General features: G+C 64.4%; 10 protein-coding genes. 6 read left to right on the top strand and 4 right to left on the bottom strand.

Going from position 1 to position 13,014, the window contains the following annotated elements:
- Positions 1-159: 159 nt before the first annotated feature.
- Entirely contained in the window at positions 160-378 is a 219-nt protein-coding gene (locus tag WS87_RS14205; RefSeq protein ID WP_072444916.1) for a hypothetical protein, read from the bottom strand.
- 281 nt (positions 379-659) lie between these two features.
- A complete protein-coding gene (locus WS87_RS14200; RefSeq protein ID WP_059527744.1) occupies positions 660-1,238 on the bottom strand; it encodes a pseudouridine synthase in 579 nt (192 codons plus the stop codon).
- A 273-nt stretch (positions 1,239-1,511) separates the two neighbouring features.
- Here WS87_RS14200 and icd point away from each other — a divergent pair, with 273 nt between their 5' ends.
- Both icd and WS87_RS14185 read left to right on the top strand, forming a co-directional pair.
- Entirely contained in the window at positions 1,512-2,768 is a 1,257-nt protein-coding gene (icd, locus tag WS87_RS14190) for an NADP-dependent isocitrate dehydrogenase (protein WP_044845581.1), read from the top strand.
- A gap of 280 nt (positions 2,769-3,048) precedes the next feature.
- Positions 3,049-5,277 (top strand): NADP-dependent isocitrate dehydrogenase, encoded by a 2,229-nt coding sequence (locus tag WS87_RS14185; protein ID WP_059820928.1) that lies wholly within the window; start codon positions 3,049-3,051, stop codon positions 5,275-5,277.
- Positions 5,278-5,406: 129 nt separating this feature from the next.
- Here the strand turns inward: WS87_RS14185 and WS87_RS14180 are convergent, their stop codons facing one another.
- Positions 5,407-5,631, bottom strand: a complete 225-nt coding sequence (locus tag WS87_RS14180; RefSeq protein WP_006490888.1) for a hypothetical protein — start codon at positions 5,629-5,631, stop codon at positions 5,407-5,409.
- Positions 5,632-6,306: 675 nt separating this feature from the next.
- On the opposite strand from WS87_RS14180, the gene WS87_RS14175 reads away from it, so the two are divergent.
- A complete protein-coding gene (locus WS87_RS14175) occupies positions 6,307-7,914 on the top strand; it encodes a multicopper oxidase family protein (RefSeq protein ID WP_059820934.1) in 1,608 nt (535 codons plus the stop codon).
- Between the two features lie 179 nt (positions 7,915-8,093).
- Here WS87_RS14175 and WS87_RS14170 read toward each other — a convergent pair whose 3' ends face one another.
- On the bottom strand, positions 8,094-8,297 hold the full coding sequence (locus WS87_RS14170; protein ID WP_004196460.1) for a cold-shock protein: 204 nt from the start codon (positions 8,295-8,297) through the stop codon (positions 8,094-8,096).
- 548 nt (positions 8,298-8,845) lie between these two features.
- Between WS87_RS14170 and clpS the strand changes: the two genes are divergently transcribed.
- From clpS to WS87_RS14150, 3 genes are all read left to right on the top strand, one after another.
- Positions 8,846-9,160 carry an ATP-dependent Clp protease adapter ClpS gene (clpS, locus tag WS87_RS14160; protein WP_006398529.1) on the top strand — a complete coding sequence of 105 codons (315 nt, stop codon included), beginning with the start codon at positions 8,846-8,848 and terminating at the stop codon, positions 9,158-9,160.
- Entirely contained in the window at positions 9,157-11,457 is a 2,301-nt protein-coding gene (gene clpA / locus WS87_RS14155; RefSeq protein ID WP_059527738.1) for an ATP-dependent Clp protease ATP-binding subunit ClpA, read from the top strand. The genes clpS and clpA overlap by 4 nt, the downstream gene beginning before the upstream one ends.
- A 103-nt stretch (positions 11,458-11,560) precedes the next feature.
- The gene (locus WS87_RS14150) at positions 11,561-12,940 is read left to right on the top strand and encodes an amino acid permease (protein WP_059820933.1); all 1,380 of its coding nucleotides are present in this window, start codon (positions 11,561-11,563) and stop codon (positions 12,938-12,940) included.
- Positions 12,941-13,014 lie beyond the last annotated feature (74 nt).

The following is a 13,014-nucleotide window of genomic DNA, read 5'->3' as shown; positions in this document are numbered from 1 at the left end:
GCAGGGCTCCTATCGGGAAAACGAGACCCGCATGGTACGCGAAGCGCGCCGGCGGGCACAAAAAAGAAAAAGGCAGATCGCCTCGCGGTGATCTGCCTTTCAACGCCGTAAGAACGGCAAGACTGCGTGTTCTTGACTGCGTTATTACAGCTTGCTTACTTAGTTCGAAGCAGCTGCCGGTGCTTCGGCTTCGCTAGCTGCCTTCTTAGCTGCGTGGTGCTTCTTAGCAGCGTGGTGCTTCTTGTGCGTTGCCTTCTTAGCCGGTGCCGAAGCAGCTTCTGCCGGAGCAGCAGCAGCCGGAGCGGCCGGAGCCGAAGCTTGTGCGAAAGCAGCCGTTGCGAAGAGGCCAGCGACCAGAGCAGCGATCAGTTTGTTCATGTTGTGTTCCTCAGCTTTAGTTAATTAACCAAATGACCCGGCAATAGGAGTCATGTCGTCTAACGGTGCCATCCACCTTTCGGTTGACAGACGCTTCGAGAAATTTCTCATTGCGCTGCGGGCGCCGAATCGTATTCGATGAAAACGTCGCTTTCGTGACGCAAACACGGATTCGGCTGCCAATGCCGGATAGCTAAGGTTGGCATCTGCGTGGTTTAACGCGCGATCTTCGCAGGCGGTTGACGAAAAAGATGACGAAAAATTCGTGCGGCCGGAATGCGTCATTCAGCGCGCGCGAAACCATCCCACGGGGCGCGCGGCGGCAGCGCGATTGTTTCGCCCGGTGCAATGCCGAGCGCGAATATGTCGAGCGCGCCGATGCCGACGCGCACGAGACGCAACGTCGGGAAGCCGATCGCGGCCGTCATGCGCCGCACCTGCCGATTCTTGCCTTCGGTGATCGCGAGTTCGATCCACGTGGTCGGGATCGCGGCGCGATAGCGGATCGGCGGATTGCGCGGCCACAGCGTATCGGGCGGCTCGATGAATTCGGCGCGGCACGGACGCGTCACGTAGTCGCCGAGATCGACACCGCGCGCGAGCGCTTTCAGGTCGGCCGGGCCCGGCGCGCCGTCGACCTGCGCCCAGTAGCGCTTGACGAGCTTGTGGCGCGGCTCGGCGATGCGCGCCTGCAGTGCGCCGTCGTCGGTGAGCAGCAGCAGGCCCTCGCTGTCCGCGTCGAGCCGGCCGGCCGGGTAGACGCCGGGTGCTTTCACCCAGTCGCCGAGCGACGGCCGCGTCTCGTGCGCGGAAAACTGGCAAATCGTGCCGAACGGCTTGTTGAGAGCGATCAGGGTCATGTCGAGGCGCCCGCCCGACGTGCCGCGGGAAGCGGGACGGGCGGTCTATGGCAAATGGCGGAATCTTAATGCATAATACGGAACGGCAAGTCCTCTGTCTTATATAAGACATAAGGGAAGACTTGATACGCAGCGTCGCGCTTCGTGCCGCCGGCCCCGGTTGGGGCGCTAGAATAGCGCTCGCTGTTGCCGTCACGAGGGTGGCAGGGCCACCTCGCCGCGCGCGCAGTTTCGACCAGCATCACCTGCTCAGCCACGTCACTGGAGTCGATCATGCCGTATCAGCACATCAAGGTTCCGGAGGGCGGTGACAAGATCACCGTCAACAAGGACTTCTCGCTCAACGTTTCCGATCAGCCGATCATTCCCTATATCGAAGGCGACGGTACGGGCTTCGACATCACGCCGGTGATGATCAAGGTCGTCGACGCGGCGGTCGCGCATGCCTACAAGGGCAAGCGCAAGATCCACTGGATGGAGATCTTCGCGGGCGAGAAGGCGACGAAGGTGTACGGTCCGGACGTGTGGCTGCCGGACGAAACGCTGCAGGTGCTGAAGGAATACGTGGTGTCGATCAAGGGGCCGCTCACGACCCCGGTCGGCGGCGGCATCCGTTCGCTGAACGTCGCGCTGCGCCAGGAGCTCGACCTCTACGTATGCCTGCGCCCGGTCCAGTATTTCAAGGGCGTGCCGTCGCCGGTGCGCGAGCCGCAAAAGATCGACATGGTGATCTTCCGCGAGAACTCGGAAGACATCTACGCGGGCATCGAATGGGCCGCGGGCTCCGAGCAGGCGAAGAAGGTCATCAAGTTCCTGCAGGAAGAAATGGGCGTGAAGAAGATCCGCTTCCCGGAAACCTCGGGGATCGGCGTCAAGCCCGTGTCGACGGAAGGCACCGAGCGTCTCGTGCGCAAGGCGATCCAGTATGCGATCGACAACGATCGCAAGTCGGTCACGCTGGTGCACAAGGGCAACATCATGAAGTTCACGGAAGGCCTGTTCCGTGACGCCGGCTACGCGCTCGCGCAGAAGGAGTTCGGCGGCGAGCTGATCGACGGCGGCCCGTGGATGCGCGTGAAGAACCCAAAGACGGGCAACGAGATCGTCATCAAGGATTCGATCGCCGACGCGTTCCTGCAGCAGATCCTGCTGCGCCCGGCCGAATACGACGTGATCGCGACGCTGAACCTGAACGGCGACTACATCTCCGACGCGCTGGCCGCTCAGGTCGGCGGCATCGGGATCGCGCCGGGCGCGAACCTGTCGGATTCGGTCGCGATGTTCGAGGCGACCCACGGCACGGCGCCGAAGTACGCGGGCAAGGATTACGTGAACCCCGGTTCCGAGATCCTGTCGGCGGAAATGATGCTGCGCCACCTCGGCTGGACGGAAGCGGCCGATACGATCATCGCCGCGATGGAGAAGTCGATCCTGCAGAAGCGCGTCACGTACGACTTCGCGCGCCTGATGGAAGGCGCGACGCAGGTGTCGTGCTCCGGCTTCGGCGAAGTGCTGATCGAGAACATGTAAGTCCCCTTCCGGGGCAGGCCGGCGGACCGCCGGCAGCCCCGGCGCCTACTGCCGGCGCCGGGGCATTTCATGAACGGCAGGTTTGTTGGCAGGGCGGTCCGGCATGCGGGCCGCGGCGCCGCGATGCGGCTCGCACGCCCTGCAAGGTAGAACATGACGGCCCTCGCAACACCACCGTCCGGCTAGCCGGCACGCCCCTTTCGCGATCGACCCGGTCGCTCCCCGCCGATTACCGTCGGCGCTCCTCAGTCCCAAATTTTCACGTAGCAACGCATCGACCATGTCCACTTCGCCCAAGATCATCTACACCCTCACCGACGAAGCGCCGGCGCTCGCGACCTATTCGCTGCTGCCGATCGTCAAGGCCTTCACGCGCTCGTCGGGCGTCGCCGTCGAAACGCGCGACATCTCGCTCGCCGGCCGTATCATCGCGGCATTCGCCGACGTCCTGCCGCCGGAGCAGAAGGGTTCCGACGATCTGGCCGAACTGGGCCAGCTCACGCTGAAGCCGGAAGCGAACATCATCAAGCTGCCGAACATCAGCGCGTCGGTGCCGCAGCTCAAGGCCGCGATCGCCGAATTGCAGGCGCAGGGCTACAAGCTGCCGGCGTACCCGGAAGAGCCGTCGACCGACGAAGAGAAGGCCGTCAAGGCCCGCTACGACAAGATCAAGGGCAGCGCGGTGAACCCGGTGCTGCGCGAAGGCAACTCCGACCGTCGCGCGCCGCTGTCGGTCAAGAACTACGCACGCAAGCACCCGCACAAGATGGGCGCATGGAAGGCGACGTCGAAGGCGCACGTCGCGCACATGAGCGAAGGCGACTTCTACGGCAGCGAGAAGTCGGCGCTGATCGCCGATGCCGGCAGCGTGAAGATCGAACTCACGACGGCCGACGGCGTCAAGAAGGTGCTGAAGGAAAAGACGGCCGTGAAGGCCGGTGAAGTCATCGATGCATCGGTGATGAGCCGCAAGGCGCTGCGCAGCTTCATCGAAGCGCAGATCGCCGACGCGAAGGCGCAGGACGTGCTGTTCTCGGTGCACCTGAAGGCGACCATGATGAAGGTCTCGGACCCGATCCTGTTCGGTCACTTCGTGTCGGTGTTCTACCGCGACGCGCTCGCGAAGCACGCGGACGTGCTGGCGCAGGCCGGTTTCAACCCGAACAACGGCATCGGCGACCTGTACGCGCGCCTGAAGGACCTGCCGGCCGACACGCGCGAAGCGATCGAAGCCGACGTCAAGGCCGAATACGCAGCGCGTCCGCGCCTCGCGATGGTCAACTCGGACAAGGGCATCACGAACCTGCACGTGCCGAGCGACGTGATCGTCGACGCATCGATGCCGGCGATGATCCGTGAGTCGGGCTGCATGTGGGGCCCGGACGGCGAACTGTACGACGCGAAGGCCGTGATTCCGGATCGCTGCTACGCGGGTGTCTATCAGGCCGTGATCGAGGACTGCAAGCAGCACGGCGCATTCGACCCGGTCACGATGGGCAGCGTGCCGAACGTCGGCCTGATGGCGCAGGCGGCCGAGGAATACGGTTCGCACGACAAGACGTTCCAGATCCCGGCCGACGGCGTCGTGCGCGTCACGGACGAAGCCGGCAACGTGCTGCTCGAGCACGCGGTCGAGTCGGGCGACATCTGGCGCATGTGCCAGACGAAGGACGCGCCGGTGCAGGACTGGGTCAAGCTCGCGGTGAACCGCGCCCGCGCGACCGGCGCGCCGGCCGTGTTCTGGCTCGATCCGGCACGTGCGCACGACGCGCAGATCATCGCGAAGGTTGAACGCTACCTGAAGGATCACGACACGAACGGCCTCGACATCCGCGTCATGACGCCGGAAGACGCCACGCGCTTCTCGCTCGAGCGCATCCGCGCGGGCAAGGACACGATCTCGGTCACGGGCAACGTGCTGCGCGACTACCTGACCGACCTGTTCCCGATCATGGAACTCGGCACCAGCGCGAAGATGCTGTCGATCGTGCCGCTGATGGCCGGCGGCGGGATGTTCGAAACGGGCGCGGGCGGCTCGGCGCCGAAGCACGTGCAGCAGTTCGTCGAGGAAGGCTTCCTGCGCTGGGATTCGCTCGGCGAATTCCTCGCGCTGGCCGCGTCGCTCGAACATCTCGGCAACGCGTATCAGAACCCGAAGGCGCTCGTGCTCGCGAAGACGCTCGACCAGGCGACCGGTAAGTTCCTGGACGAGAACAAATCGCCGGCGCGCAAGGTCGGTGGCCTCGACAACCGCGGCAGCCACTTCTATCTGTGCCTCTATTGGGCGCAGGCGCTGGCCGAGCAGACCGAGGACGCCGCGCTGAAGGCGCAGTTCGAAGGCGTCGCGAAGTCGCTGTCCGACAACGAGGCGCGCATCCTCGAAGAACTGTCGGCGGCGCAGGGCAGCGCGCAGGCGATCGGCGGCTACTACCGACCGAACGTCGAGCTGACGAGCCGGGCGATGCGCCCGAGCGCAACGCTGAACGGCATCGTCGACGCAGTCGCCTGACGCAGGCCGCGCTCCCGCGCGCGCCACGGCAGCGGCACCAGCCGATGCGGCGGGCCTGGCGGCTCGCCGTTCCGCCGAACATGAAAACGCCCCGGTCACCCGGGGCGTTTTTCGTTGCCGGCGTGCCATTCAGACGTGCACGATTTCCCACTCGGCGATTTCGTGCGGCACTTCGAGCGTGGCCGTATCCAGTTCGGACAGTTGCTCGCAGTCGCCGCGGGAGATGTGGTCGGCCGCCACTTCCGGGCACGAGAACGCGCCGAGCAGGGCGTTGCCGAACGTCGCTTCCCAGCCGCCATTACCCGGCAGGATGTAGAACGACCCGAGCGCTGAACCAAAGCGAAATCCCTTCATTTCCATTCTCCCTTTCTGATCACAAGCGATTCTGTTGTGCCGCCCGCCGGTTCGTCCGGCTGTGGCCCGACTGGCTGCTTGCGCCGGATTCCGTATCGACCGTCGTCGCGAAGCGTCAGTGCATGGAACAAAGTCTACGTCCGGGGCCGCGCCCGATGGTGCGCGTAGAGCGGTTTCTCGAAACAAAAATTCTTCCGTAAAAACAGTGGTTTATTTCGCGCGTTTTGTATTGCGGAACGTTTTTTGGCATCGCGAAACAACGAATTTGTGCCGTGCACCACGAATTTTTATAACGCAGGGACTTGTTCCGCATCGTGAAAAATTGGCGGGTTCGTGCATGGGTGGTGTCCGGCACGCCGATCGCGGGATGAGCGGCAGGGGCGAATTGTCTCGACGTGACGTGGCGACAGCGGGCGGCGGTGAATGCGGTGAGGCGCCGCAGCACCCGGCGACGATCGAAAACGCTCGACGATCCCGGTCTCCGGTCCGTTCGTCCGACCGGCCGCGCGCTGCGTCGTATCGACGCTCGTCCGTCGTCGCCGCGCCTCGGTCGGGGGCTGCGGTTATGATGACGCGGGCATCAGGATTCGCGTCGCGCACGAGCGCTTCTCCGTGCCGGCCGGCGCGAGTGTCGCGACGGCCGCGCGACGCAGCACGAATAACGAGGAACGATTGATGATACGGAGAACCTTCCTGTCGCACGCCATTGGCGTCGCGGCGGCATCGCTGTTTGCGCGCACCGCCTGGGCGCAGCATGCCGGTCATACGGGCATGGCCGGCATGGATCAGATGGAGGACATGCCGGGGATGTCGGGCATGTCAGGGATGGCGGACCACGCGCAGCACGCGAAACCGGCGCCAGCCGCGCTCGCGGCGGCCGATGCGCTGCCGTCCGGCGCGCCGCTCGCATCGCTGCGCACGCTCGCGAACGAAAGCCGCGAGCCCGGCACGTTCCGCGCGACGCTGGTCGCCCAGCCGGTCGCGCGTCCGATGCTGCGCGGTGCGCGTCCGACGACGTTCTGGCAGTTCGGCGCGGGCACGCAAGGGCCGGTGGTCGGCCCGCTGATCGACGTGCGCGAAGGCGACACGGTCGAAATCCGCTTCGTGAACAAGCTGCCGCAGCCGTCGACGATCCACTGGCACGGCCTGCCGGTGCCGCCCGACCAGGACGGCAACCCGTCCGATCCCGTCGCGCCGGGCGCGTCGCGCGTGTATCGCTTCACGCTGCCGAAGGGGAGCGCCGGCACCTACTGGTATCACCCGCATCCGCACATGATGACCGCCGAGCAGGTGTTCCGCGGGCTGGCCGGCCCGTTCGTCGTGCGTGCCGCCGACGATCCGCTCGCCGGCTGGCCCGAGCGCAACCTGTTCGTGTCCGACCTGAAACTCGCGCGCGACGGCACGATTCCGCCGAACGACATGATGGACTGGATGAACGGCCGCGAAGGCCAGTTCGTGCTGGTCAACGGTGCGCGCCGGCCGCGGATCGACGTCGCGGGCGACGAGCGCTGGCGCGTGTGGAACGCGTGCAGCGCGCGCTACCTGCGCGTTGCGTTCGACGACGGCCGAGCGTTCGAGCAGGTCGGCACCGACGGCGGGTTGTTCGATGCGCCGCGCCGCGTGACGTCGCTGCTGCTCGCGCCGGGCGAACGCGCGGAACTGCTGGTGCGCGCGGGCGATCGCGCGTCACGCGCGGTGCTGCAGGCGGCCGAATACGACCGCCGCAAGATGGCGATGTCGCACGACGGCGGCCACGGCAGTCTGCCGCCCGATCCGACACTGCCACTCGCCGACGTCACGTTCGCACCGGCCGCCGCCCGTGCGCTGCCGGCCACGCTGCGCGCGGTGCCTGCCCTCGGCGAACCGGTTGCGCACAAGGAGGTCGCGTTCGGCGAGGAGATGGACATGGACGCGATGATGAACAGCCCGGCGCATGGCCGCCCGGCCGGGATGCGCTTCACGATCAACGGCGCGACCTACGCGCCGCACCGTGCGACGCTGACGAGCCGCCGCGGCGACGTCGAACGCTGGGCGATTCGCAATGCCACCGACATGGATCATCCGTTCCATTTGCACGGCACGCAATTCCAGGTGATCGAGCGCGTATCGGACGGCACGCGCACGAGCGAACCGTTCCGCGCGTGGCGCGACACCGTGAACGTGCGCAGCGGCGAGACCGTGACGATGCTCGTCATGCAGGACATGCCCGGCGAGCGCATGTTTCACTGCCATATTCTCGAACACGAGGATCTAGGCATGATGGGCACGCTGAAGGTCGTGTAACGAGTATTGAATATGTTTCACGCGTATGACGGCATTCGATCTGCGCGTGCGACAAGACAATACGTGTTCAATTATCGGGATTGAACGAAAAGGCCGGCCAATCGAATTAACGCGTGGCCGGCCTGAAAAAAAAGAAACCCGGCGCAATGCCGGGTTTCTTCGTCTGATATCCGGTGCCTTTACGCGGCCTGGATGTTCGACGCTTGCTTGCCCTTCGGCCCTTGAACGACCTCGAAGCTAACCTTCTGGCCTTCCTTCAGGGTCTTGAAGCCCTGCATGTTGATGGCCGAGAAGTGCGCAAACAGATCTTCACCGCCCTCGTCGGGAGTGATGAAACCGAAGCCCTTCGCGTCGTTGAACCACTTAACGATACCAGTTGCCATTTTCCTACTTCCCCTGTCACACAGTCGCTGCTACTTACCACGAGCACGCTCGAAAAGCTAAACGACCGGAAAATACAGCCGTTCCCCCCTCACAAGCTCACCTTCGGCCTCTTTCATTTCGCCAACCGACGAGTTGAAAAAAGTGCCAGCTTGATTGTTGGCGCTCTTTATTTGAGTGTCAAGCGGAATTTTTAGACGGTTAGAGGGCCGTTGTAAAGAACCCATTTTCAGGGTTTTTCCGGCTTTGCTTTGCAGCATGCCGCCGAGCGCGCGGACTTGAAAAGTCGCATAATCGGCTCATATACCAGGCTCGAGTGACACGCGATCGAGTCGTCCCGGCTTGTGGGATACTGGATGCGGATGCGACGGTCCGGTGCGGTTTCCCCCTGACGGTTCGTGTTCCGCGCCACGCGTGAAAGCCGGCACCGCAGCCGGCTTTCGTATGGCACGAAGACGATCGCGAGTCGTCGGGAACCAGGGAGGGCGCCGGCCGGTCGGTCGGGTAATGGCAGGATTGCGGGCCTGTCCGAGTTGTTTAGAATGGGTGTATGGCGATTATCCCGGACAAGCAGGACAGCACCGTCCTGGAACGCAAGCAGCAGAAGCTCAAGCCGCCTTCGATGTACAAGGTGGTGCTGCTGAACGACGACTTCACGCCGATGGAGTTCGTCGTGATGGTCGTACAGGAGTATTTCAAGAAGGATCGCGAGACGGCCACGCAGATCATGCTGAAGGTCCATCGTGAAGGGCGAGGGGTTTGTGGGGTCTATACGCGGGACATCGCGTCGACCAAGGTTGAGCAAGTCGTTACCCATGCGCGGCAGGCCGGGCATCCGCTGCAGTGCGTGATGGAGGAAGCATGATTGCCCAGGAATTGGAAGTCAGCCTGCACATGGCGTTCATGGAAGCACGCCAGGCGCGCCATGAGTTCATTACGGTCGAGCATCTGCTGCTGGCCCTGCTGGATAATCCGACGGCAGCCGAGGTGTTGCGCGCGTGTGCGGCCAACATCGAGGACTTGCGTCAGAACCTGCGCAATTTCATCCACGACAACACACCTACCGTCCCGGGCACCGACGATGTCGATACCCAGCCGACGCTCGGTTTCCAGCGCGTGATCCAGCGCGCGATCATGCACGTCCAGTCGACGTCGAACGGCAAGAAGGAAGTCACCGGCGCGAACGTGCTGGTCGCGATCTTCGGCGAGAAAGACTCGCACGCCGTCTATTACCTGCAGCAGCAGGGCGTCACGCGCCTGGACGTGGTGAACTTCATTTCGCACGGCATCGCGAAGACGAACGGCGGCGAAGCCGCGAAGTCGGCCGACGCGAACGCGGAAAGCGAAGACGCGAACGCGCAAAAGGAAACCCCGCTCGCGCAGTTCACGCAGAACCTGAACCAGATGGCGAAGGACGGCCGCATCGATCCGCTGATCGGTCGCGAGCCGGAAGTCGAGCGCGTCGTGCAGGTGCTGTGCCGCCGCCGCAAGAACAATCCGCTGCTCGTCGGCGAAGCCGGCGTCGGCAAGACCGCGATCGCCGAAGGGCTCGCCTATCGCATCACGCGCGGCGAAGTGCCGGACATCCTCGCGAACGCACAGGTGTATTCGCTCGACATGGGCGCGCTGCTCGCGGGCACCAAGTATCGCGGCGACTTCGAGCAGCGTCTGAAGACGGTGCTGAAGGAGCTGAAGGAACGGCCGCACGCGATCCTGTTCATCGACGAAATTCACACGCTGATCGGCGCGGGCGCTGCTTCGGGCGGCACGCTCGACGCATCGAACCTGCTGAAGCCGGCGCTGTCGTCGGGCACGCTCAAGTGCATCGGCGCGACCACGTTCACCGAATATCGCGGCATCTTCGAAAAGGACGCGGCGCTGTCGCGGCGCTTCCAGAAGGTCGACGTGACGGAGCCGACCGTCGAGCAGACGGTCGCGATCCTGCGCGGGCTGAAGTCGCGCTTCGAGGAGCATCACGGCGTCAAGTATTCGTCGGGTGCGCTGTCGGCCGCGGCCGAGTTGTCGGCACGCTTCATCACCGACCGTCACCTGCCGGACAAGGCGATCGACGTGATCGACGAAGCGGGCGCCGCGCAGCGCATCCTGCCGAAGTCGAAGCAGAAGAAGACGATCGGCAAGAGCGAGATCGAGGAAATCATTTCGAAGATCGCGCGCGTGCCGGCGCAGAGCGTGTCGCAGGACGATCGCAGCAAGCTGCAGACGCTCGATCGCGACCTGAAGAGCGTCGTATTCGGCCAGGATCCGGCGATCGACGCACTCGCGGCGTCGATCAAGATGGCGCGCGCGGGCCTCGGCAAGATGGACAAGCCGATCGGCGCGTTCCTGTTCTCCGGTCCGACGGGCGTCGGCAAGACCGAAGTGGCGCGTCAGCTCGCGTTCACGCTCGGCATCGAGCTGATCCGCTTCGACATGTCGGAATACATGGAGCGTCACGCGGTGAGCCGCCTGATCGGCGCGCCGCCGGGCTACGTCGGGTTCGACCAGGGCGGCCTCCTGACCGAAGCCGTCACGAAGAAGCCGCACTGCGTGCTGCTGCTCGACGAAATCGAGAAGGCGCATCCGGACATCTTCAACGTGCTGCTGCAGGTGATGGACCACGGCACGCTGACGGACAACAACGGCCGCAAGGCGGATTTCCGCAACGTCATTATCATCATGACGACGAATGCGGGTGCCGAGTCGATGCAGAAGGCGACGATCGGCTTCACGACGCGCCGCGAGACGGGCGACGAGATGACCGACATCAAGCGCCTGTTCACGCCGGAGTTCCGCAACCGTCTGGATGCGATCATCAGCTTCCGCTCGCTCGATGAGGAAATCATCATGCGCGTGGTCGACAAGTTCCTGATCCAGCTCGAGGAGCAGCTGCACGAGAAGAAGGTCGACGCGCTCTTTACCGACGCGTTGCGCAAGCATCTCGCGAAGCACGGCTTCGACCCGCTGATGGGCGCGCGGCCGATGCAGCGGCTGATCCAGGACACGATCCGTCGCGCGCTGGCCGATGAACTGCTGTTCGGCAAGCTCGTTAACGGCGGTCACGTGACGGTCGACGTCGACGAAAACGACAAGGTGCAGTTGTCGTTCGACAAGCTGGCGAATCCGCCGCACAAGCCGAACGAAGAGACGGTCGAAGTCGAGTAAGCGATAATTCGTTGTTCATGCGAACGGCGCGGGAAGTTTTCCGCGCCGTTTCGCTTTATCTGGCGCCGGCGGCGCGATGGTGGTGCAGGGGAGTGGTAACGCGGTGACACAACAACAACGGTCGTTCGACAACATCGTCGCGCGCGAACAAGGGTTACGCCATGCGCTGACGTCGGGGCAGATGGCGATGATCGCGATCGGCGGCGCGATCGGCACGGGGCTGTTCCTCGGCAGCGGGTTCGCGATCGGGCTCGCGGGCCCGAGCGTGCTGGTTTCGTACGCGATCGGCGCGCTGATCGCGCTGCTGCTGATGGGCGCGCTCGCGGAAATGACGGTCGCGCATCCGACGGCCGGCTCGTTCGGTGCGTACGCCGAGCATTACGTCGGCCCGCTCGCGGGCTTTCTCGTGCGCTATGCGTACTGGTTCGCGGTCGTGTTCGCGATCGGGACCGAGATCAGCGCGATCGCCGTCTTCATGAAGTACTGGTTTCCCGCCGTGCCCGGCTGGTACTGGGTGATCGGCTTCTCCGCGCTGCTGATCGCGGTGAACCTCGCGAGCGTCACGCTGTACGGGTCGGTCGAATATGCGTTCTCGTTGCTGAAGATCGCGGCGATCGTCGTGTTCATCGCGCTCGGCGCGTATCTCGTGTGGTCAGCGCCGGCGGCTTCGGGCATCGGCTTCGCGAACTACACCGCGCACGACGGCTTCATGCCGAAAGGGCCATGGGGCACCTGGGTCGCGGTGATCGTCGCGATCTTCAGCTACATGAGCATCGAGGCGGTCGCGATCGCGGCCGGCGAGGCGCGCGATCCGCAGCATGCGGTCACGCGCGCGTTCCGCTCGACGGTGTTCCGGCTCGTGCTGTTCTACCTGCTCACGCTGTCGCTGATGCTCGCGATCGTGCCCTGGACGCAGGCCGGCACCGACGAAAGCCCGTTCGTGAAGGTGATGGCCGCGACGCACGTGCCGTATGCGGCCGGCGTGATCAACTTCGTGTTGCTGATCGCGGCGCTGTCGGCGATGAACAGCCAGCTCTACGTGACGACGCGGATGATGTTCAGCCTGTCGCGCGCGCGGCTCGCGCCGGCCGTGTTCGGCCGGCTCGGCAACAACGGCGTGCCGCGTGCGGCGCTGTGGATCTCGACCAGCGGCGTCGCGGTCGCGGCGGTGCTGGTCGCGCTGTCGCCGGATACCGCGTTCACCGTGATGATGGCGATCGCGATGTTCGGCGCACTGTTCACATGGCTGATGATCTTCGTCACGCACCTGCGTTTTCGCGCGCAATATCGCGGCCCGGCGCTCGCGTTCCGGATGTGGGGGCACCCGTTCGGCAGCCTGCTCGGTGCAGGGCTCGTCGGCGCGATCCTGCTGACGACCGCTTTCACGCGCGAATTCCGGATGACGATGGTGGTCGGCGTCGTGTTCGTCGTATTGCTGACGCTCGCGTACGCACTGCACTACCGGCACCGGCACGCGCGTTGACGCGTGGCTGCGCGCCGCTGCCACACCGCTAAGGTTCCGTTAAGCAGGCGGCGACTACATTCGAACCTGTCCGC

Origin of the sequence: Burkholderia sp. MSMB0856 (assembly GCF_001524645.2) — a bacterium.
Lineage (GTDB): Bacteria > Pseudomonadota > Gammaproteobacteria > Burkholderiales > Burkholderiaceae > Burkholderia > Burkholderia diffusa.
The sequence above is the reverse complement of the archived record's forward strand: the minus strand, read 5'-3'. Positions and strand labels throughout refer to the sequence as shown.

Coding starts and splice junctions, on each gene's coding strand:
- WS87_RS14185 (WP_059820928.1), top strand. CDS start 3,049: ATGTCCACTTCGCCCAAGATCATCTACACCCTCACCGACGAAGCGCCG.
- clpA (WP_059527738.1), top strand. CDS start 9,157: ATGATTGCCCAGGAATTGGAAGTCAGCCTGCACATGGCGTTCATGGAA.
- WS87_RS14175 (WP_059820934.1), top strand. CDS start 6,307: ATGATACGGAGAACCTTCCTGTCGCACGCCATTGGCGTCGCGGCGGCA.
- WS87_RS14205 (WP_072444916.1), bottom strand. CDS start 378: ATGAACAAACTGATCGCTGCTCTGGTCGCTGGCCTCTTCGCAACGGCT.
- WS87_RS14170 (WP_004196460.1), bottom strand. CDS start 8,297: ATGGCAACTGGTATCGTTAAGTGGTTCAACGACGCGAAGGGCTTCGGT.
- clpS (WP_006398529.1), top strand. CDS start 8,846: ATGGCGATTATCCCGGACAAGCAGGACAGCACCGTCCTGGAACGCAAG.
- icd (WP_044845581.1), top strand. CDS start 1,512: ATGCCGTATCAGCACATCAAGGTTCCGGAGGGCGGTGACAAGATCACC.
- WS87_RS14200 (WP_059527744.1), bottom strand. CDS start 1,238: ATGACCCTGATCGCTCTCAACAAGCCGTTCGGCACGATTTGCCAGTTT.
- WS87_RS14180 (WP_006490888.1), bottom strand. CDS start 5,631: ATGAAGGGATTTCGCTTTGGTTCAGCGCTCGGGTCGTTCTACATCCTG.